Here is a 20,916-nt window from a genome sequence, read left to right on the forward strand (position 1 = left end):
CTTTCGTTTAATACGCTTGTATAATTGCCGTAAAATTACAACAGATTCGGGGTGTTTTTATGTCACTAGATTGGATTTCCGCAGGGCCAGCCGCCTATATTTCGATCGATTCTTACCTTCGACTATACATTTCATCGGGCGCATGTACGGTTCTAAACGTCCCCGAAAATGGCGAATTTCGTTTGGTAGCCGGTTTTGATCACGCAAACAAACGTATCGTTTTAGCAAAGCCGGAAATTGTACGAGTACCTAACGTACAGCCGTTTAAGTTCGATAAACGACGTTACGGCCACGCGAAACGTATCGTAGCAAAGGCGGGCTTTGCTGAGGCGGATTTGCCGTTACGTTTCGCTTACGTCGGCATAGATTACGCCGAATATCCCGACGGAGCGTTCGCTTTTCAACTCGAAACGCACGAGGCGCCGGATAAATAAGGCAATAGACGTTCGGCTATCGCTTCCACTACGTTGACAGTCACGGCGTTTCCGGCCATTTTGTAGCGTTGAGTATCGGAAATGCCCGCGGCCTTTACGGCTTCGTGTGCCACGTCAGAAAAACCTTGCAGACGCCAGCATTCGAGTGGTGTAAGTTTTCGGATACGGAAATTTTGTATAACTGCATTTTGCTTTTGATTTCGATTAAGACCCCGCCAATCGCTGGCGGAAAGACAAAGTGCAATATCTCGTTCTTTACCGATTCCTTCTTTACGCGAATACTCAATAGCTATCTTCGGCTCTGTATTCCCTCCACCCATTGTCGTAAGAGTCGGACTGATGCCCGTAGTGCTGTATACACGCTTATTAGAGTCGTGGCCTTTTATGCCGATGTTCCCAACCATATGCGGCTCAATAACGCCGTGCCTATCCCGACTTGTTAACGTAGGCATCGGATCGCCACTCGGCTTTATTCTGCTTCCGTTTTGATTTTTCGATATAATTTCGGGAGAGTAAATCGCATTAATGTCATGCTCTTCCCGTTCTTCTAACAAACGTAACTCCCTGTCACGTAATTGTGCAATCAGTTTCGACGTCTTTTCCTCGCTTAAGTAGTATTTTTCATCGACTTCATTTTCGAGAACATCGAGAAGTCTCGTTGTGACTTCGTTCTCTGTAGGCCAATCGAAGTTAAATGTTTTCACACCTTCGTACGTACTTAATCTTCGCTTGCCCTTTGGCACTACGGTGGTTCCTTTGACATGTGCCCAAGGCTCACGGGCGACTAAATCATCTCGTACAGCAACAATAAATATCCGTTCTCTATTTTGCGGAACTCCGAAGTATTTCGAATTGAGCACGTTAAAATCGAACGTATATCCGAAATCATTTAGCGTTTGAACAATCGTATCTAACGTACGCCCCTTGTCGTGTCCGACAAGACCTTTTACATTTTCAATCCAAATAACTTTTGGACGCTTTTCTTTAGCAATCCTAGCAACATCAAAGAATAAAGTCCCGCGAGTATCCTCGAACCCCCTTCGTTTTCCAGCTACACTGAACGCCTGACAAGGTATTCCCGCCACAATTAATTCATGATTAGGTATGTTTGATTCTTTTATCTTTGTTATGTCTCCGTATAAATGATTATCACTGTACAGAGTTGCATAAGCCTGCTTTGCAAACTTGTCAATTTCTGAAGCAAAGACGCACTCGCCACCTAGCTTATCAAGCGCCTGTCGAAATCCTCCGATACCGGCAAATAATTCGATATACGTAAATTTACTCATTAGCAACACACTCCTTAAAAGGTTTTTTGACATACTGATTACTTCCGGTGCTAAATATCCGAGCGTGTTCGCTTTTTGAATAGAGTTCGAGATTACTAATATCGTTGTTTCCTCTGTCTCGATCAACGTGGTGTATATCATGATCAGGAGGGATTTCTCCGTTATACTTCTCCCAAACGTATCGATGCATTAACTGACGGTCTCCTGTAGTAGCTGCATAATAGCCGTTATTTCTAAGGGTGAATTTTATATCGTCGAGTGTTTGGTATGGTCGTTTATTTTTCGACCTTAAATCGTACCCACGTCGTTTAAAACCGCAGTAAACCGATTGTCGCGTTATTCCGTACATCTTCCCAACCTCTGCTAACGAGTAGCCATCGCAGTAGACTTTGTACATCTCGCTATAAAGGTCGTTTTTAGTCAATTTATCGTCTCCATTTCGTTTAATTTTCCAGCAATCTACTAAACTACCTGACGCCTGCCTACGGTACAATTAAAAGACATATTCCGTAGGACGGTGTTTAACGTGTTTATTTCGCCAATGCTATTACGTAAATCCGAAGAGCCTTTCGATGACTCTCGCTATTTAACCGAATTAAAACTGGACGGCATCCGTTTTATATATTCGGTCGGGGAAGACGGCAAAGTTCGAATGTATACTCGGCACAAAAACGAAGTTACCACGAGATTTCCCGAACTTAAAGCACTCAGCCTGCCGCCGGGTACCGTGCTTGATGGCGAGCTTATTGCAACTGATAACGAAGGCAAGCCGGACTTTGAGGCGGTCATGAGTCGTTTTATGTCACGCAAGTCAGTAACTCCGGTGAGTTACGTTGTGTTTGACGTCTTGCAGTACGAAGGCAAATTGACTATTCAGCTACCGTTGCTCGTGCGTAAGGAACTGCTAGCCGAAATAGTACCGACTGACACACCGTTGTTATCGAAAGTTCAATTCATCGAAGGCAACGGCTCGGCTTATTACGACGCCGTAAAAGAACAAGCCCTCGAAGGCATCGTGCTAAAACGTAAGGACTCGCGCTATGAAATCGGCAAACGCAGTGCCAATTGGCTGAAAGTCGTTAATTATCAGTTTGCTGACGTGCTCGTGACGGGCTGGCGCAAGGCCGAGTTCGGCTGGTCGTTGAAGTTTGCCGACTCAGGCGAATATGCTGGTGCGATGGAACTCGGCGTGCCCGCGGAAGCTAAACGTCGTGTGTATTCGTTGACCGTCGCTTATGAAACGAAAGACTTCGCGTACTTAGAACAGCCGTTTGCTGTACGAGTGAAATATCGAAATTTAACAAAGGCGGGCTTATTGCGTTTGCCTTCGTTCGTTAGCTGGGCTGACCCGCACTAGCTAACATTAGTGCGCCCATAAATTCGTCAACTTGCGTCTTTAATTTGTCTAATGTGCCGTCGTTTATAATTTCGAAATCAACATCGAAACTATCGACGTGGCTTTCCGTGTCGTGCTGTAAGTCAGCTTCGTCGAATTGGTCGCCTGCCAACTTAGCGCGTTCAAGACGGACTTCCTCCGGTGCGGACACACGAATGATTGAAAAGCCTTGCTCACGAAGCCATGCGTACTCATTCGGCTGGCGGCAATCGGTGACCAAAACGTTGATTTCTTCGTCACCGCGGCGTGTCATTATGTCGATGTGGCTATCTATTAACGCTGCTACCGAGTTAACCCAAACATTGGGGTCGTATTTGCGCATTAGTTGGCCGTACTCTTGCAATAACCTACGAGGCTTTTGCTCGGCGTACATTATTTGCGGCAATGCGATGGTAAGCGTATTTTTTAAAGCGTCGCCGAAAGCAAATCGGTTAAATCCATAGTGTAAACCTAATATACGTGCCACTTCATCCTTGCCCGCACGGGCTTTTCCCGTAAGAGCTATTTTCGTTATGGTTATACGTTTATTGACGTTCACTTCGTGCCGCATACAAGCGCCTCCCCTAATTTTTCTACCATCAGTTTCGCAACATTTTCGAAGTCTAGCGTAATTTTAGTATCTACCTGCGCTACTTTAAACGCTAAGTCGGCCTTTTCGTCTTCAATAGTCTGTAACTTACGCTCGAGCTTTGCGACTCTGTCCGTCAGATTTGCGATTACGTCGTGAACATCGCGAGGGCTGGTTGTATTGGATTTTGCGGGAATTTCAAGTACATAGTAGCCTTTAGTGTAAAGATGAGGGTATGAACCGTCAGTAACAAGTATACGGTCACCTATATCAGCCTTACGTTTGACGAGCCGATAAATAATACCGTCGATACGGACGTTCCCAGTCGGCTCAAGAACTGCGTAGTCCTCGTATTCCTTATTAATAAATGTGTAACCAACGTCGTCAATGTTTTTCTTTACTCGAATAGAGCCGTCGTGACAACTAGTTTTTGTACACGTTAAAATGTCGCCAACCTTCGCGTACTCGCCATATCCGACATGCTCGTATTTAGTCAGTACAACCAACTCGCCAATATTTGCGTCTCGCTCAACTGCGTTATATTCTCGCTCAACGCCGCCTAGCGATTCATCAGCCACATAATACTTCACACTACCGTCCCCTTTACGATTTATTTTCGTACCTTAGTCATCGCTACCCTCATCCCACACGACCTCGTAACCTAAGTGCTCCAACACAGCTTCCAATGCATCTTCGGGCGATTCGTCACTAAGGTCAACACCTTCGACTCGCTCATCATTAATGTATAAATCCGCCCCGAAGTCGAAGCAGCATCCATCTCCGCAATTGTGATACCAATCTTCCCGAGTAAGTACTAGTTTAGGTTTTTCCATCTAAACGCCCTCCTTCATTCGTATGCTTACCGCCTGCCTGCCGAACTGTTTCGCAGTGTCTTCGTTTTCCACAAGAACGTCAATTATTCGTCCTTTGATTAGCCCACCGATATCTTGTGCGGTCGCCTTAAATTGCGTGCCGTTGGCCAACTGTACTTCTAATGTCGAGCCTAACGGAATTATTCTCGGGTCAACTGCGACTATACGCTTGTCTTCGTAATATTCCGTGTCCTTAACGTTGATGCCCGTCTTGGTGATGCCGATACAGCCCATACAGTCGGCCGTATATGCCGTTGCTTCAAACGGATACCAACCGGCGTTTTCAATTTCGGCCTGTAGTAAAGCGATTTCAGCCTGTAATTGCTCGTTTTCTAAACGTAAAGCCTCGATCTCTCGCTTTCGTTCCTCCGCCTGCTGACGCCAAATTTGTGCGTTAGGAGCGACCGACCGGGCTAGTTCGGCAGCTTCTATGGAAGGCGGTGCCGAAAGTAGTTGCACCGCCAATGTTACCGACGTAATTATTCCGATAAGTCGCCACCTGCTCCCACTTCGAGCCAGTCAAGCCACTCTTCTAATACCTTTTCGAGTGTCGCTAATTCCTCGACTGATACCGGCTTGCTTGAGTAACGGACAATCTCATTAGTTACGTGTAATTTTCGATCTTCCGAGAAAAATACAACTGGAATCCAGTAACGATCTAGTGACAATAGACTACCGTCTCCTCGAACTGTATATTTAGCCGGCGCTTTTAAGCCTGTAGCTCCAATCCTGAGCGTTAGTTCCCGTTGTGCTCTACGCCACAACTTCCGTTCGATTTCATTAAAATTCATTCGACCTCGTATCCTTCCTTTTCGCTTGTTCCTGCTTGGCGGGCGTGATTCTCCGCATTCTTTTCCGTATATTGAGTATAAATCTTTTCAGGCGTCAGACCAACAACGCGCGACAACGATAAGAGAAAGTGCCACAAGTCAATTACCTCGCCTTGAAGCGCAGGAAGGTCGACTTCTTTCGGATTCTTCCACCACTTCCAGTTTACTTCGCGCCGAATTTCATCGATTTCGCTTTCCATGGCGATCGTTAGTCCGGCTACCCACTCGTCAAGTGTCTTATCGATGTCGCGTTCGTCAATAATACGTTCGTCCAACGTGGCTTGTAAGGCAAATAACGTTTCGAGTTTACGGACAGATCGGATATGCCCTTCGACATTGTCGCCCAACTTTTCATACGTTTTGTGGAAAATTTCGGGCTTACAAGGGTAGAACTCGCCCTCTACGCCTTTTATGATGTAATCGCCTTCGTTCGCCACCATTACGCCTTCTAGCGTCTCTATTTCTACGAAAGGTACCGGATATCCACGGAGCACTTGGATTTGTTTTTTCATGAAATCGGCTAATTCACGAATCCTTTCGGGCGTGTCTTCGAACTTTATCGCTTCGACAACAACCGGCTTTTTAAGATACATAACCATCAAACATACCCCTTTTCGAATAATTGTTCCGCCCAAGGCTCGACCCCAACGACGGCACTTTTTAAACGCTCCGCTAACACAGTAATTTCGTGCTGCGCGCCCATCCCTTTACGTCGTTTTGAATAAAAGTCGAGCAAAGAACGTAAATTTGCGGTCAAGACGAGATTGCACGCTGCAGCATTCGGTAATACTGCGCGCGCATCTTCGGGCGGTATGCCAATTTCACGTAAGACGTCGTAATGTTCTTGTGCGTCTCGCATCGCTGTTTCAAAAAACGCTTTTCCGGCTGGCTTTTCTTTTATGCTTTCAGGCAAGACGTAATCGAAACCGCCCGTCTTATCCGAAGTGCCCATCCGAACGTACCTTTGCGACTGGACACTAAAACTAAAGCCAACACGATGTCGTGTTAATTGCGCCAGTAGTGCGCGACTAACACCTTCGATTGCGAAAGTAAACGTTAGATGTTCAAGTGTTGACGTATGGCCTGACGCAACAATCAACCGAATCAGTCGATCAGTTTCCGTTCCTGCCTTACCGTCAGTTGCTTTAGAGCCGAAATAACGTTCGCCTTCCTTGGCGACAATCTCGCTCGGCTTGTTCGGACTGTAGCACGATCGGATTGCCGTGAGCGCTGCGGCCTGACCGGACGTGTATTCGGCCATACTTTCGAGCAGATCACTTGGAATAGCGTCATCTTTGAATAGCTGCTCGATAAATTCCATGCTTAGTTGCGTATGCGCTAAAAGACACACGCCCATTTGAGTTTCCGCCATCAAACGCCCTCACTTTCGTCGATAATTTCATGAGAGAAACCTTCTCCGTCCCGACCTGCTTGATAAGCCAAACGCATTAAATCGACAATGTTGTAACAGTCGTTGAAATCTCTCATTAACAAACGATCTTCAGGTTCTCCGTCAAACACGTTGAATAGAGTTTTTCCGTTAACTTGAATCGTAAGTGCTTCCCGCATCTCATCCTCGTCAATCGTGTTATGAATCTCGATTACTTCCATTGATTTAACCTCCGGTTTTTATAATTTCATATAATTTCCCTCTTTGCCCAATGATCTTATATCCCTGATCTCGTACCTCATTAATGTCCGTGATTATTGCATCATAGGTTATGATCGGCCCCTGTGCTATTCCACCGATTCCCAATAGCGAAATAATTAATAGCACTACGATTGCAAGCACAGCAGGAAAATCAAAACTAAACCATTCTAAAGTATCTTTGATAAAACATATCATACAAAAAATCGATAGAAGTGTAAGGATAATTATGGCCACATAATAGAACCAATCAACGTTCTTAGCTACGATTTCCACGCGAATCACTCCCTATTGCGAAAAAGCATAACGATATTAATAAGAGATTAAGGCTTATCGCCAACGGAGTAGGCTCATAAACACCGGCAACGTGGAAAATAAAATACAATAAGTACCCAATCGCAACTACATATGCCATCATATCTTGGACTCCCTCACATTGCCTTTTGCGTCATAATAAAAACCATTACGTCTTGCCAGCGCTTCGACTTCGGCGTAGTCCGGTTCACTCGCAGAAGCAACGATTTCAAGCAGCCGTTTCACGTCTCGTTTAATTCGCTGATTTCGAATTTTTAAAGGTCGCATAAATACCCCTCCTAAAGTTCATCAAATCCGTTCAAGTCGCTAGTTTTCGTGTACTGGCGGCTTTTTTGTTCGAAAAAGTCCGTTTTGTTGCCGTCGAAATTATCCACATACGCTTCAATCCACGGCATAGTATTTTTGGTATGTTCCGGGTAAATTTCGCTTAGTCCCATAAGGCGAAGCATTTTATTAGCGCGGTACTTAACGTAGCCTTCCATCTCGACTAGGTCAATGCCGTCAATGCCCGCGAGTATATAGCGTGACCATTCCGACTCTAGTTCGACCGATACTCGAAACTGTTCGTATACCCAATCCGCAAAACCTTCCGTGTTTAAGTGCGGATTTTCGGCTAAGGTTGCGCGGAATAGCTCGCTTATGAAACGTCCGTGTTGTAGTTCCTCTCGATTGATATAACTAATCATCGTCGATGTCCCGACCATAAGCTGCTGTCGGGCGAGGTTGTAAAAGAACGCGAATCCACTGTAGAAAAACAGCCCTTCAAGCAAAGCTGTATAAACTATCGTTTTCAAAACGTTTTCTATCGTTGGCTTTTCGACAAATGTATTATAAACGTCCATAATTCGTTGATTCCGTTTCAATAGCACGAGGTCTTTCCGTCCTGTTTCAAAGGACTCGTTTTGTTCTGCCAAAGAAACAACCGACGAAAGTACATACGCATAGCTGTGATTATGCTCGCTTTCTTGGTCGGCAATAGTCGCCATAATCGACTGTACCGACGGGTCAGTAGCATATTGGCTGATTGCGTGTGCGATTCGAGTCTGCGGTCCGTCGAGTGTCGCCAACAAGCCGATGATCTTTAAAAAAGCGTTTTTGGTTCGTTCGGGCAATTCGGGAAACTGTTTGACGTCCTGTGTCATATCGACTTCGCTCGCCCGCCAAAATAGTGCGCGAATTTGCTCGCGGTGCTTATAGAAATGCGGATACGCAATGTCGTTCCAGTTAAGGATGCCCGACGCTTTGCCGCCGAATAGTTTAGTAGATTTATTCGGATTGGTCGGATTTAATACGTGTGCTTTTCTTAAGATTTCCGCCATTGAATCGTCCTTTCTTTACATGTTCTCTACAAATTCTACACCTAGAAACTTACAAAGCTCTTCTTTAAAAGTATTTCCTGACCATTTGTCTTCCCCAAACGTTCCATTTAAAAGCCTGTTCTCTAATTCTTCTAGAATGACCTCTTCAGGAAACCACTGATCTTCAAGGCCGTAACAGGAGCAATGGCTCCCATTCACTTCGAATAATTTCCCTTCCTTTTCAAATAAAACCCAAGCATCACCCGTGTAATTATCTTGACCATAGGAAGCAAATAAAATGTTCACTTCGCGGTATTTTTCGATTGCTCTCCTCATTTTATCCTTGTTCTTTAACCAATAAGATTCGTTTGGATGCGGGGATTCAGTAGCTTCGTATTCTGCTTTAGTCATATAAATACATTCAAAGTCTCCAATAACATCAATTTTATGTGTCCATTCGTTTATAAAAACGGGTTCTTGGTTAATAATCTCTTCTAGGGATTTAATGATAGACTCCTCCTTACCCATTCTCGCACCTTTTCTTCTTGCGAACCTCGCGGACTCTGTTCGATCTTCAACGGCTCGGCAGGCGAATTATAAAAGCGCGCCAACTTGACCGCAGCTTTACAGAAAAGGTCGTCGCCGCCGAATTGAGTATCACCCGTACCGAACACGTAAACAGGTTCGGGCTTGTATCCGATATCTGCCACGAAATCTTTTACCTCGTCGGGAGTAGCGCCTTTGCCCCAAGTGTACGAGCCAAGAAACAATACGTTGTAGTCGGAAGGGTCGGGCGGGCTTGCGCCGTCCCATATCCGATAATAGTCAACGCTATGGCCTGCCTTCGTCAGTTCTACGCCTATTAAGTGCGCAACTTCTTCTGTATTACCCGATAGACTCGCATAAGCTATGAAAACTTTGACCATAATTCATCCGCCCAGTCACACGAAATGCCTACAAGCAGCGAAAGCACGAGAAGCGCAAGAATAGCCCCTGTTACGCTTCCGATAAATCCAATTCCGACCAAAATAAAAGGCAATAGTGTTAGCACAAGTAAGCATAACCAAGCACACACGAAAATTATTCCCAATAACCACGCTTGAAAGAACTTTAGTATTTTAATAGCTTTCCCCTCCATCACGAACTGCACCACTCACATTCATCTACTTCGTTCGCAGTTGACCGTAGGTAATACGTAGTTTTTAACCCTGCACGCCAAGCTGTTAGGTGCAGGTCGAGCAGTACTTTCGCGGGAATTGTATTCGGTACGTAAAGATTAAATGAAATCGCTTGATCAACGTGTTTTTGTCGCGCTGCATTTTGTTTAATAGACCAAAACTGATCGAGCATGTACGCTGACTTCCGATAGACTGCATACGTTTTATGTGTTAGATCGGGCGCAGTAACAGGAATACGGTAGTCTTTCTTTTCTTCGGTGTACTCAACTGCAAATATCGGGTCAATGCTTGCGCTGCTGCCGGCAATTATCGAGGTTGAAGCGTTCGGCGCTACGGCCATGAGATAGCCGTTTCTAATGCCGTGCTTTCTAATTCTCGCACTCAGTTCCGTCCAAGCCGGAGCCATTGGACTTTCAAAATAACCCCTCTTCTCGAAATACTCGCCGGTCTGCCATTCGCTACCTATAAACATAGGATATGCGCCCTTTTCCTCCGCCAAGTCAGCCGAAGCTTTAATCGTATAATAAGCTATCTCTTCGTATATCTCATCTGCAAGTTCAACCGCACGTTCTGACTCCCATGATATGTCGTATTTCGCTAGTAAATGATGCCAGCCGAATGTTCCTAACCCAACTGCTCGATACTTTTGGTTCGTGATTTGCGCTTGCTTTACATCGATTGTATTTAGGTCGATTACGTTATCCAACATTCGAATTTGAATCCGGATTAGTCGACCGAGTGCATTACCGCAAATGGCTCGAGCTAAGCTAATTGACGATAAATTACATACAACGAAGTCGCCTGCTTGCTTTCGTATGACGATTTGGTCGCCCTCGATTGTCTCGCTAAACTGTTCGGTCGGTGACATATTTTGGCTTATTTCCGTGCATAGATTCGAGCAGTAGATCATGCCCGCATGCTTATTCGGATTCTTCCGATTCACTTCGTCCCTGTAAAACATGAACGGACCGCCTGTTTCGAGTTGTGACCGCAGCAAACGTTTCATAACGTCAATTGCTGCAACTTTCGTTTTCTTTAAGGCATTGTTACGGACGCATTCGTCATAGCGCTCTCGGAATGTACCGGCGCCCTTTTCTTCGTCGTAAAAGTCCTCCAGAGAATAGCCCATTACCCGTCGCACTTCGTGAGGGTCGAATAGGTACCAATCGCCGCGCTTTTCGACTTGTTCCATAAACAAATCAGGCAAACAAACGCCGGTGAAAATATCGTGTGCACGTAATCGATCGTCACCGTTATTTAACTTAACGTCTAGGAACGACATGATATCTGCGTGCCAAACGTCGAGGTAAACAGCAATAGCTCCTTTACGTGTGCCCAGTTGGTCAACGCTAACCGCCGTATTATTAAGCTGTTTTATCCACGGAATAACGCCGGAAGATGCGCCCACAAAGCCTTTTATTGCCGAACCTTTTGCACGTACTTTGCCGAGATAAACGCCGATGCCACCGCCGTCTTTCGAAAGCCTTGCCACATCGGTATTGCTGTTATAGATGCCAATAAGAGAGTCTTCGACTGTATCGATAAAGCAAGACGATAATTGCCCATGTGCTTTCCCTGCGTTGGCCAATGTCGGCGTTGCGACGGTCATGTATAAGTTCGATAACGCCCAGTACACTTCAGCTACGTATTGTGTACGTTTAGCCGACACTTCGTCTTGCATAAGGTACATAGCGATTATTAACCAGCGTTCTTGCGGAAGTTCGTATAATTGCCCTTCATGGTCGGTCGCTAGGTACCGATCGGCTAACGTTTTGAGTCCGATATACGTAAATAGATAGTCGCGTTCTGGGTCGATTATTGCAGACAGCATTTCGATTTCTTCTCGGCTGTATTTTTCGAGTATAGCCGCCGAATAAATGCCTTTACCAGCTAGCGTTTTTAAAAGACCGTAAAAATCACCGTATCGCTTTTCCGAGTCATAACTACGGTTACGCGCGGCTTGCTTGTATAAAGAACGAAGCAGAATACGAGCAGCTACGAAAGTCCAATCGGGAGACTCCATTCTGACGTTTTCCAGCGCTAGTAACGTCAGCAAGCGTGTTATTTCGGTTGCTTTGTACTGCTCATGCGCTTCGATGGAGCGAATTACCTTCGCTTTATATTCGTCCGCTTCAAGGTTCGGATAGTCAACGAAGCACGCATCGATAAAGCTATCTAGTCGCACACGGTCGAACGGTAGCTTTCGAAGGCCGTCGTCTTTCGTGATTATTGTTTCCGACACTCTAACGCCTCCTTTTCGTTTATTAACTTCCTAAGTTCGCTTATTCCTTCCGAAATACTGGCCAACTCATCCTCAAGTTCGGATTTTCTATTTTCGATATTATCGTATTCTCGTAGCGCTTGGTTACGATCATATTCGAGATCAATTAGAAGTCTTTTATAAGTTTCGATTAATGAGGTCCGCACTTTTTCATCTCCCTCATGAGTATCGGAACTGATTTTACGAGATTATTTGCGGCGGCCAATATACCGTTAACTATAGCGATTACCATATAGTTGATGTCTGCGCTGAATATCGCATTAATAACTAACGTCAATCCTAATGCGACTAATATCATTATTAAAACGTCATATATTAGTTGTGCTATAAAAGCCAAAATTAGATTTCTCAATTAATTACCTCCCACCCCAAGCACGAGGAGAGTCGCCACAATAGCGGCTAAAATCGATATCGCCGCCCTCTCGTATGTTATATCTAGTAATTCAGACGTACCTATTATGGCGAAGAGCATAAACAATAAAACCATTAGGGACTTTGTTATAAGCAACACCCCTACCCCTCCGCCCTCAATACGTCAATTTTTCTGTCTAACTCGGCGCGTTCTTGAAGCAATCGAAGCAATTTTTCTCGTTTCTCTATTCGATCGATGGTATCTCTTATTATTGGTAGACCTGCCATATTTCCTGATATTGTCATATGGAACTCACCACCGGTATTACATACAAAAGATTCCATAAAAAGTTCGGGTAAATTATTCTTATCAAAGAAACTTAAAATACCGGCTTGTATTTCTTTAAACGCTTTTCGTTCGTAGTCAATCCCTATGTTCACATAAAAATAGCCGCCAATATCGCTCGTGATAAACAAATCGCCATGTCCATCCTTTTCGATGACGTAAAGGCTCCCCATTGTAAAGTGGTGATCACTCTTAACTGCTTCTAGAACATCGCCCTCCTCTAGCTTTTTCAACTTTTCGATTATTTCCTGTTTACTCGTTGAAATGTCGTATTCGATGTAGCCGTCTCGTATTGAGAGTTCGACGCATTCATCCATACCTCCGCGATAAACATGTCGACAGTCATATCCTGCTTCGTCTTTGTGGCACACAAAACCGTACACGTTTTTAAGTTCGTACCACTTGCCGACCTCCGTATCGCTGTCAAAATGTTCGTTATTCGTAAGTCTAAAACGTTTGGCCTTCCGAATCTGCTCAACTGTATACATTACCATTACGCAAGCACTCCTTTTTTAATTAAATAGGCGAGGCCGACCGCAACCGCGTCAGATTCGTCATCGCTTTTAAACGTAAAGTCGTCCGGCAGTCCGAGCCTTTTTCTAACGCCAGCTTCGACTTCGGCCTTATCGGCGTTTCCACTACCACTCGCTGCCTTTTTGACTTCAGACGGCGTTAGTTCCGCGACCACTTCGTAACCGTACTTGTTTAACGCTGCGTCTATCGCTGCCCACGCGCCGAATACCGTCTGCGTTGAGCGCTTATTTCGTCCTTTTGTGAAATGTTCGCGCAAAACAACGTCGAAAGGTCCGTGTTCGTGAATAACTTTTACCGCGAAAGCCTCGATGTAGGCGTAACGTTGGGCGTCTGTATGTGCGGTCGATGTCTTTATGCTGTCGACGTGTTTTAGCTCGACTTTAATGCCGGACTTTAACTTTTTAACTTCGAGAACAGCGACGCCGGGATTTGTGCTGATATCGAACGCTAATATTCGTTTATTCATCTTCGTTAAACTCCGCAGCGATTCTATTGTATAGCCCTTGCAAATACTTAATAAGAAGTTCGGCATCGGGATATGATTTTTCTAACCGTTCTAGCGCTAAGTCCCTCTGTTTTTTAGACATATTGGCAGGGACGGGAAACAGATCGTCTATATCTCCTATATTTTCGTATAAAAAGCGACGTATCGCTGACACCAAAACGAGTATATCTTCGTTATTAAGCGCTATACTTTGCTCCAATTTCGCTAGATAGTCGTGAGCTTTTTCGACCTCTTCGTTGGACATACCGATAACCTCTTTAGGGTCACTTGGCATAGCGCCGAGTGCGTCCCACATCGAATTAACCCACTTAGAAAATACCTCTTTATCGTTTGACACTAAATCACCTCCGTAACTTTAACGTATTTTCCATCGAATCTTTCATAACCAACGCCGAAAGCCTCCTTGTATGTTTTCGGCTTTTTACCGTTGTACTGCGGAACAAATTTTGCTCCATTCTTTCGTGCTTCTTGTCTTCGTTCTCTGCGTGATTTCATACGGGCACCCCTTCCTCTTTCTTTCGAACACTTTCAATAAATTGAAACGCTTCGACGTACTCCTCTTTTTTCTTAAGGGAAAGCCCTGAGCGAAGAACACGCTGGACTTGCGTTTTTAGTGCCGCCACTTCTTCGTCTGATAAATCGAGTGCGCACGCCGTTTTGTAATTGTTAAACGTCCATTTTGACAAATCGAGAGGCATCGGTTCAGACGTTCGTATTGACTTACTAATTTCAGCGAGTTCATCGAACAGCACAGTACGTTGAGCGTCCGTGATATGCAAGCAGAAGGCGCGAATGTCGGGCGTTTTGGCGTATTGCTCTTCCGTCAAAGACCAACCTTGCTTTGCGGCGTTTACGTATAAAATTACGTAATAGTCGCAGCCGAACATATGCGAATAAGCTATCGTTTGCTTTACGTGTGATTCGTCAGGATTTCGCATTGAATGCAAGGACGTTCGGGCAGGCGTTGTTTGCTTCGATTTGATTTCGAGTCCGACGCGAATTGCCTCGCCTTCGTCCGTTACGTACTCCATAATGCCATCGGGCGCGCCGTACAGATAAAACGATTCGCCTGCATGTTCGACTAGCGTATTTGTCTTCGCAAAGTCCTCGAACATCGGCTGGCCTGCGACGTTACGCTCGAACTTGAACCGAGACTTGTTGCCCGTCTTAGCTTCGAAATGCTTTTCGATAAAGAGCAAGTCGCGCTGTATTATATCGCCGATATTCGTTCCGATACGTTGCCAGCGCGCCTGATGCGGCTGACGTCGAAAGTTATCCTTCTTAGCGCCCTTCGCCTTTACGTAAAGCTCGCGAGGACACGAATTAGTCGAAGATGGTGAAAAATACGGTTTTTTGGGAAATACTTTCGGCGGATTCGAGTACCACCGATGTATTTGCGCATCCAGTCCGTTGTCCCACACTTCAGGCAACGAATGCCATTCGTCCAATAACGCTAAAAAGTCGCCTTCTATTTGTGTGACTAGTTCGTTTGTGTTCGTCAAATTATCGATCTCCTTTTCGTTTTATATCAACGCTAATTTTTAGAGCACCCGTCGCTAGACCCACCGTAAACAATCCGATAAATATAACGCTAGTAATTCCGATAATTTCAAACATTTTGCCACCCGCCCCTTAATTTTTCGATGTACTCACTAACTTTTTTATATTCTTCGGCAGTTAGCGCGATTTTGTATGGCGAATAATCTTCGATAACTCTTTTTACATTTTCATAAACCTCTGAGATGTGCTTAGATAACTCTTCCTGATAGTCCTCTTCTTCGATATAATCTTCAAAAACATACGTATCGTAGTCCGCGTTTAAATCGAAAACAACTTCGGCAACATCCGTAATACTATTAATATTTTTAACTATTAAATCGCCTTCAACCTCTGAATGCTTTCCGTCTAATTCACAAAAGGTCTTAAATCCGAAAACATTTGTAAGTTCTTCTTTATATTTTTCGTAATAGTCTCTACGTACGAAAACACCCTCGCAAGCATGTGCACCGCTATAGTAGCCGTGAGCTTCTGCGCCTACAAATACTAAGTCAAACATTTAATCGACCTCCTTCAACGATTTTAAGTCGGAAATAAACTGTTTTATTGCGTCATATTCCGCATAAATACCACCATGTTCGTCGCCTAGTGCGTATGCATCGTCGTAATTGGCACCACAAGCGTCGATGACGTCGAAATCATCGCCATACCTTTCGTTTATTTCATCGATGCTTCCTTGTAAAAGAACAAGCCTTTCTTCGTAATGCCTAATTAGATCATCGATTTTCATTCCTCGCCATCCCCTTTCGATTTGACCACTGCCCACTCCTTAACAACTACCTCGCGCTGTTCTACTTCATAGACTGCGGCATCGTTCCAATCTTCGTACTCCCAATCAGTAAACGGTGAGCCACTTCGAGTTACATACGAGAGGTAATGTTTTTTGCCGTCCGTAAATATTAAATGTGCTGTCTGGTATTTGACGCCCTGCTCGAAATCTCCTTCCTCGACGGTCTTATATTTAGCGCCGTTTACTTCGATTTCACCTTCGAAAAATAATTCATTAATTTGTTCCTGCGTTATTTTCATATTTGAAACCACTCCCCTATATTTTTTCCTTCGCCCCATCTACGGCTAATTTCGATATCAGTTTTGTTAGGAACGGATAGTTTAACGGTGTGCAACATAATGTTTTCGAAATCTCGCACATCTGATATCGTCAGGCTTTCCGGTGCATACACCGCCACTTCGTCGTGTACCGAGAAAGCCATCGTCCATCCTTTAGCGCGGCATAGCTTCTGTAAGGAAAGCATAGTTAACTTAGTTTGTATGGCCGCCGAGCCTTGGATAATTGCATTCGTTGCTTGGCGCATAGCACGAAATTGCTCGTACCGATCTCGCGACTTTGCTTCAGGTAATCTACGTTTTCTTCCCATGAACATCTTTACGTATCCTTTGCGTTTGGCAAATAATTCATTGCTATCTATCCACGCCTTTACTTTCGGATATTTGGCGTAAAACTGTTCGATAAACTCTCGGGCTTCTTTTTCAGTAATGTCAAGCTGTGCGGCTAATGTTTTCGGTCCGGTGCCGTACATAACCGCGAGAATGCCCGTTTTCATCATCTTTCTATACACAGAACCGTCGCCGCATTCTTCGATAGGTTTTCCGAATAGTTCTGCGGCTGCGGTTGAATATAGATCGCGACCCTCTCGATAAGCATTAACGAGGACTTCTTCGCCTGTGTAATGAGCGAGCCAACGTGGCTCTTGCTGGCTAAAGTCCCCCGAAAGAATTACTTGACCCGGCGGTGCCACGAATAATTGGCGTGCAAAATACGGCTGGTTTTGTAGATTAGGAGAATTGGCAGAAAAACGTCCTGTTACGGTTCCCATCTGATTAAAATTACCGTGTATTCTGCCGTCATCCCGCACCTGTTTCGGAAGGGCATCGATATATGTGCCGAGAAGTTTTGTTTTTTCCCGATATTGTAAAAGTATTCGAATGCCCTCATGATGTGGAGCTAGTATTTCGAGCGTCTTAACATCCGTTGATTTTTTCGTACCTTTTGGCAGATGGCGTCCTAAACGTAAATCTTCATAAAACTTCCTACTTAGTTGTGTCGGACTATTGAAATTGATATCTCCGAAATGTTTCCGTAATTCTTGCTCAACTTCCGCCAACTCGTTTGAAAGTTGCTTTGACAAAGCTTTTGCCCTTTCGATATCCAACACAAAGCCCGCCTGCTCCATTTCGATAGAAACTCCGATTGTTGGGTTTTCAACCTGTTCGTAATACTTTAATAAATCGATTTTATCGAGATGGCGTCGCTGAAAATTACGTAGTTTTAACGTTACGTCTCCGTCCTTGGCCGCATAAGCAAGCGCTATGTCTAATTCGATTTCATGAAAGCCCTTTTTTCCGAATAGTTGGCCGTATGTTTTCGAAGGGATTCCGAGGTACTTCGATACTAACTCTTTAAGCTGGTACGAACCGCCGTTAAAACGCTCATTTTCGTTTAATACATGCATGGCGACTTGTGTATCCCATGTTAACCCTCGAAGTATTATGCCTTCATTTCGTAGCATGTGTATATCAAACTTCGCATTATGCGCGATTTTACCGATGGAACTATCTTCGTAAATCGGTTTTAATCGTTCGTTTACTAAATCGTTTGACAATTGTTTATTATTCGTTTTGTGTTTCGTAGGGATATACGCGTGAATGTCTGCCTTAACTGAGGTGATAACGTGCCCTACGATGTAGTCGCTGTATATGTCAGTCCCCGTTGTTTCTACGTCAAATACGATTTCTTTTTCGGTCTCCAAGATCGATAAGAATTTTGCCAATTTCGTCTCGTCAGTGATCAGCCAGTAATTGTCAGGCGTTTCCTCGACCATTTGACGAAGTACTTCGGCCTGCCTTTTTTCTTCTAGTTGCCGCCAAATTCGTAAAGCCTCGGCCTTGCTAAATCGTTTGTCCACTGAAGCAGGTTCACGCCCGATTTGTCCGTCAGCCATCGCCTGCCTAACTTCAACTAGCTTTCGATGGTCCGGGGCGGTATTCTTCATTTCGAATATCCGCGCCCATGCTTCTTCCAACGTTTCAGTAGCCGCCTTCTTTCGTTTAATTGCCGCCTGTATTCGTTCAGTAGGTTCCGTAGGCTGTCGAATGTTAAGTGTAAGCTTCGGTGTGATTATTCGTCGCTCCCTTCTTTGTCGATGTCCACGCGCTGTTCTACGGGAGCAACGAGTTCCACACGTTTTCTACGAATAACGTAGACATTGCCTCTATAGTCGCGCACATAATCGTTTCCTATAGCTTTGACCTCGAAAATCGTCCCGACTGGAAGAGCATTGGGCGACTCAATTACACGTACAATATCGCCCTTTTTATATTCGTTCGGTCGTCTCGAAACAGCTGCCCATCGTTTTGCTTCTTCGACTTCTTCGGCCGAAACTGGTAGTAAATTTTCTTCGTTAGTGTATCCGTATAAAGGTCCGGCCAGTAGTTTTACTTTGAAGTCTGAAGCTCCCACTTCGTTGTATCTAAGCTCGACGATATCTTCGGCTCTAAAACCTGCCACGTTCCCGACCGTATTTTTAAGTTTTGCGTAATCGCCCACTTGAAGCCGCTTGGTTTCGTCACTAACCTTTTGGAGTTGCGACGGCTTTGCGTAGCCATGCGGGACATCCCCGCCCACCAGCTCGATTAATCCGTCATTCGGCGCCGCGTCTGGCCAACAATTATTATTCGTATATACCTCTCCATTGCGATATCCGCAAAGTGGTGCATCCCCACCGCCTGACAAAAGGCGTACCCTATCCCCGATTTTAAATTGAGCGAATACTTCGTTTTCCGTCGCTTTTGTCACGATATTATCAGAGTACCAACCTGCGTATGTTCCGTCTAAATGTTCGACCTTATATGGAAAAATTGAACGGTCGACTGCAACGACTTTCAATATGTCGCCTTTTTCGGAGTAACTATTTCCGTTGAGCACTTTCACAAAATCCCCGACTTTCAATTCAACTTCTTCGAATATCTCAAAGTCAGTACCGCCTGTATCGTAGTAATCACCGAGGTCATCCATAACAAAGGCATCGCCGTATTCGTCAATATCAACCACTTTGTAATGTTTCCCAGGAGTCAACCGTGTGAGCAGAGCCTTTTCGTACAGGATATAGTCACCAATTCGGGGTTCTCTTTCGACCTTAACGTAATTTTTCGCCATATTAACGTCCTCCTTCGGATTATAAAAATTCCTTACTGACGTTCATTTTTCGATAAAACTGGACTATCTTTTCGTGATTGTCCGCGCACCAGTCGCGAAAGCAGCCGCCGGAACAAAAATGCTGCTCTTCGTAGTCGTCGTAATAAGCCGTCGTGCTTTCGCGTATTGGCGCGTCACAACTTGCACAAAAGTCGATGATGGGCGAAATCATTTAATGTCAAACCTATCCGAAGCCTTTGCGATCAGTTCGACTGCTTCGGCTTCATCTACTCTTTCGGGTTTTTTAGTTAATACACTTACGTGATCGTCGACCCACGAAACTTCCCCGATCATGCCTTTACGTCCGTGATGAATCCCTACAATTCGGACGATATCCCCAACTTCATATTTCGGAATTTCAACGTCGTCATTTACGATTACTAGTTCGGATGGGTCTCCGTACCATTTCCCATTGCAAGGAAAGTCTACAACGATTTTTTTCTCGCCTAAGCGCCCTACTACTACTCTACGAACCTCACCGATTACCCCGTTTTCCACATAACCCCAACCGTATCGAGGACGTTTCCCTTCCGGTATATTTAGCCGCACTTTCGTTCCCGGATTAAAAATTTCTTCTTCGGTCGCATGGCGGAAATATCTTTCCTCAACATAAGCTGTATAGCCTTTTTCGCGCTTGTTTTCGTGATTTAAAACCTCTACTTCTATACGTTTATTTGACATAATACGTTTAACAACTCCGAGTTTCATTTCCGTATTGGTAATTCTGTATCTCCCGTTTGTCTCCGGCAATGGAACGATGTAGTCACCAACTTTAAATTTCGGCTTATTCGGCTTATCGACAACCTTTTCGAACACTTCGAAGTCATCGTGTTCGAACATCGCTATGTTTTCGTCTCCTACGTCATCGATAAACTCTAAGTCACCGTCTTCGTCAATGCCGATAATTTCATAGTATACGCCGGCCGACGCATCCCAGCAGTCTTCGTTAAATTTCACATAGTCACCAACGGCAGGTTTGCGGTCAATCTTTCGAAACTGGGAATCGCCTACTTTGCGGAAAATATAGAAATAGTCTCCTTGTTGTTCCTTGACCCACCCGTGAAGCCCGTTTCTATCGTCGGACACTCGCACATAGTCGTCTAATTTCTCGACTTTGTAAAAGGCGTCTGCTGTACGTGTTGATGTTCCCCGTACTTCCAGCATTACGTCGCCAACCTGTGCTGGTGCCGATGTCTTAACGTAAACATGGCCGTCATACTCAATTTTCTTAACTTCACCGTCAACCATATCTAAAACTTTTACGTCATAAAGCTTCGCCATAAAATCGTCCCCTTTTCGTT

At 44.7% G+C, this 20,916-nt stretch carries 30 protein-coding genes and 1 pseudogene; 2 read left to right on the forward strand and 29 right to left on the reverse strand.

Annotated features, from left to right (window positions below; genetic code table 11):
• Positions 1–59: 59 nt before the first annotated feature.
• Positions 60–434: a hypothetical protein gene (locus J2S08_RS01160; protein WP_307225842.1), complete on the forward strand. Its 375-nt coding sequence runs from the start codon at positions 60–62 to the stop codon at positions 432–434.
• On the opposite strand, the gene dcm is transcribed toward J2S08_RS01160, so the two are convergent.
• Both dcm and J2S08_RS01170 read right to left on the reverse strand, forming a co-directional pair.
• On the reverse strand, positions 401–1,723 hold the full coding sequence (dcm, locus tag J2S08_RS01165) for a DNA (cytosine-5-)-methyltransferase (protein ID WP_307225844.1): 1,323 nt from the start codon (positions 1,721–1,723) through the stop codon (positions 401–403). The genes J2S08_RS01160 and dcm overlap by 34 nt on opposite strands.
• A complete protein-coding gene (locus tag J2S08_RS01170; protein WP_307225846.1) occupies positions 1,716–2,072 on the reverse strand; it encodes an HNH endonuclease signature motif containing protein in 357 nt (118 codons plus the stop codon). Before J2S08_RS01170 ends, dcm begins: the two co-directional genes overlap by 8 nt.
• Before the next feature lie 177 nt (positions 2,073–2,249).
• Here J2S08_RS01170 and J2S08_RS01175 point away from each other — a divergent pair, with 177 nt between their 5' ends.
• Positions 2,250–3,080 (forward strand): ATP-dependent DNA ligase, encoded by an 831-nt coding sequence (locus J2S08_RS01175; RefSeq protein ID WP_307225848.1) that lies wholly within the window; start codon positions 2,250–2,252, stop codon positions 3,078–3,080.
• Here J2S08_RS01175 and J2S08_RS01180 read toward each other — a convergent pair.
• From J2S08_RS01180 to J2S08_RS01305, 27 genes and pseudogenes are all read right to left on the reverse strand, one after another.
• Positions 3,058–3,669 (reverse strand): deoxynucleotide monophosphate kinase family protein, encoded by a 612-nt coding sequence (locus J2S08_RS01180; protein WP_307225850.1) that lies wholly within the window; start codon positions 3,667–3,669, stop codon positions 3,058–3,060. The genes J2S08_RS01175 and J2S08_RS01180 overlap by 23 nt on opposite strands.
• Positions 3,654–4,277, reverse strand: coding sequence for a hypothetical protein (locus J2S08_RS01185; RefSeq protein ID WP_307225852.1), 624 nt, complete (start codon positions 4,275–4,277; stop codon positions 3,654–3,656). The genes J2S08_RS01180 and J2S08_RS01185 overlap by 16 nt, the downstream gene beginning before the upstream one ends.
• Positions 4,278–4,310: 33 nt before the next feature.
• Entirely contained in the window at positions 4,311–4,520 is a 210-nt protein-coding gene (locus J2S08_RS01190; protein WP_307225854.1) for a hypothetical protein, read from the reverse strand.
• A complete protein-coding gene (locus J2S08_RS01195; RefSeq protein WP_307226140.1) occupies positions 4,521–5,018 on the reverse strand; it encodes a 3D domain-containing protein in 498 nt (165 codons plus the stop codon).
• 20 nt (positions 5,019–5,038) lie between these two features.
• Entirely contained in the window at positions 5,039–5,227 is a 189-nt protein-coding gene (locus J2S08_RS01200) for a hypothetical protein (RefSeq protein WP_307225855.1), read from the reverse strand.
• 119 nt (positions 5,228–5,346) lie between these two features.
• Entirely contained in the window at positions 5,347–5,736 is a 390-nt protein-coding gene (locus J2S08_RS22345) for a dUTPase (RefSeq protein ID WP_370875612.1), read from the reverse strand.
• Positions 5,728–5,988, reverse strand: a pseudogene (locus J2S08_RS22350) (hypothetical protein); the annotation flags it as partial. The pseudogene J2S08_RS22350 and the gene J2S08_RS22345, both read right to left, overlap by 9 nt.
• Positions 5,988–6,746, reverse strand: coding sequence for an FAD-dependent thymidylate synthase (thyX, locus tag J2S08_RS01210; protein WP_307226142.1), 759 nt, complete (start codon positions 6,744–6,746; stop codon positions 5,988–5,990). The gene thyX and the pseudogene J2S08_RS22350, both read right to left, overlap by 1 nt.
• Positions 6,747–6,760: 14 nt before the next feature.
• Entirely contained in the window at positions 6,761–7,000 is a 240-nt protein-coding gene (locus tag J2S08_RS01215) for a hypothetical protein (RefSeq protein ID WP_307225859.1), read from the reverse strand.
• A 4-nt stretch (positions 7,001–7,004) separates the two neighbouring features.
• Complete coding sequence (locus tag J2S08_RS01220) at positions 7,005–7,313, reverse strand: hypothetical protein (RefSeq protein ID WP_307225861.1); 309 nt, start codon at positions 7,311–7,313, stop codon at positions 7,005–7,007.
• Positions 7,314–7,451: 138 nt separating this feature from the next.
• Complete coding sequence (locus J2S08_RS01225; RefSeq protein ID WP_307225862.1) at positions 7,452–7,619, reverse strand: hypothetical protein; 168 nt, start codon at positions 7,617–7,619, stop codon at positions 7,452–7,454.
• A gap of 11 nt (positions 7,620–7,630) precedes the next feature.
• Positions 7,631–8,671, reverse strand: coding sequence for a ribonucleotide-diphosphate reductase subunit beta (locus J2S08_RS01230; RefSeq protein ID WP_307225864.1), 1,041 nt, complete (start codon positions 8,669–8,671; stop codon positions 7,631–7,633).
• 15 nt (positions 8,672–8,686) lie between these two features.
• A complete protein-coding gene (locus J2S08_RS01235; protein WP_307225866.1) occupies positions 8,687–9,178 on the reverse strand; it encodes a hypothetical protein in 492 nt (163 codons plus the stop codon).
• Positions 9,145–9,576, reverse strand: coding sequence for a flavodoxin (locus J2S08_RS01240; RefSeq protein WP_307225868.1), 432 nt, complete (start codon positions 9,574–9,576; stop codon positions 9,145–9,147). The genes J2S08_RS01235 and J2S08_RS01240 overlap by 34 nt, the downstream gene beginning before the upstream one ends.
• Positions 9,577–9,787: 211 nt before the next feature.
• The gene (locus tag J2S08_RS01245; RefSeq protein WP_307225870.1) at positions 9,788–12,070 is read right to left on the reverse strand and encodes a ribonucleoside-diphosphate reductase subunit alpha; all 2,283 of its coding nucleotides are present in this window, start codon (positions 12,068–12,070) and stop codon (positions 9,788–9,790) included.
• A complete protein-coding gene (locus tag J2S08_RS01250; RefSeq protein WP_307225872.1) occupies positions 12,055–12,255 on the reverse strand; it encodes a hypothetical protein in 201 nt (66 codons plus the stop codon). The genes J2S08_RS01245 and J2S08_RS01250 overlap by 16 nt, the downstream gene beginning before the upstream one ends.
• A gap of 367 nt (positions 12,256–12,622) precedes the next feature.
• Positions 12,623–13,300 (reverse strand): hypothetical protein, encoded by a 678-nt coding sequence (locus J2S08_RS01255; protein ID WP_307225874.1) that lies wholly within the window; start codon positions 13,298–13,300, stop codon positions 12,623–12,625.
• Positions 13,300–13,806 carry a crossover junction endodeoxyribonuclease RuvC gene (locus J2S08_RS01260; protein WP_307225876.1) on the reverse strand — a complete coding sequence of 169 codons (507 nt, stop codon included), beginning with the start codon at positions 13,804–13,806 and terminating at the stop codon, positions 13,300–13,302. The genes J2S08_RS01255 and J2S08_RS01260 overlap by 1 nt, the downstream gene beginning before the upstream one ends.
• Positions 13,799–14,182 (reverse strand): hypothetical protein, encoded by a 384-nt coding sequence (locus J2S08_RS01265; RefSeq protein WP_307225878.1) that lies wholly within the window; start codon positions 14,180–14,182, stop codon positions 13,799–13,801. The genes J2S08_RS01260 and J2S08_RS01265 overlap by 8 nt, the downstream gene beginning before the upstream one ends.
• A complete protein-coding gene (locus J2S08_RS01270; protein ID WP_307225880.1) occupies positions 14,182–14,340 on the reverse strand; it encodes a hypothetical protein in 159 nt (52 codons plus the stop codon). Before J2S08_RS01270 ends, J2S08_RS01265 begins: the two co-directional genes overlap by 1 nt.
• Positions 14,337–15,347 (reverse strand): hypothetical protein, encoded by a 1,011-nt coding sequence (locus tag J2S08_RS01275; RefSeq protein WP_307225882.1) that lies wholly within the window; start codon positions 15,345–15,347, stop codon positions 14,337–14,339. The genes J2S08_RS01270 and J2S08_RS01275 overlap by 4 nt, the downstream gene beginning before the upstream one ends.
• A gap of 107 nt (positions 15,348–15,454) precedes the next feature.
• Positions 15,455–15,901, reverse strand: a complete 447-nt coding sequence (locus tag J2S08_RS01280; protein WP_307225883.1) for a hypothetical protein — start codon at positions 15,899–15,901, stop codon at positions 15,455–15,457.
• Entirely contained in the window at positions 15,902–16,132 is a 231-nt protein-coding gene (locus J2S08_RS01285) for a hypothetical protein (RefSeq protein WP_307225885.1), read from the reverse strand.
• On the reverse strand, positions 16,129–16,431 hold the full coding sequence (locus J2S08_RS01290) for a hypothetical protein (protein ID WP_307225886.1): 303 nt from the start codon (positions 16,429–16,431) through the stop codon (positions 16,129–16,131). Before J2S08_RS01290 ends, J2S08_RS01285 begins: the two co-directional genes overlap by 4 nt.
• Positions 16,428–18,443, reverse strand: coding sequence for a DNA polymerase (locus tag J2S08_RS01295; RefSeq protein ID WP_307225888.1), 2,016 nt, complete (start codon positions 18,441–18,443; stop codon positions 16,428–16,430). The genes J2S08_RS01290 and J2S08_RS01295 overlap by 4 nt, the downstream gene beginning before the upstream one ends.
• A 95-nt stretch (positions 18,444–18,538) precedes the next feature.
• Positions 18,539–19,576: a hypothetical protein gene (locus J2S08_RS01300; RefSeq protein WP_307225890.1), complete on the reverse strand. Its 1,038-nt coding sequence runs from the start codon at positions 19,574–19,576 to the stop codon at positions 18,539–18,541.
• Positions 19,577–19,783: 207 nt separating this feature from the next.
• On the reverse strand, positions 19,784–20,896 hold the full coding sequence (locus J2S08_RS01305) for a hypothetical protein (protein ID WP_307225892.1): 1,113 nt from the start codon (positions 20,894–20,896) through the stop codon (positions 19,784–19,786).
• Between the last annotated feature and the right edge of the window lie 20 nt (positions 20,897–20,916).

Source organism: Bacillus chungangensis (genome assembly GCF_030812995.1).
Lineage (GTDB): Bacteria > Bacillota > Bacilli > Bacillales > Bacillaceae_C > Bacillus_CF > Bacillus_CF chungangensis.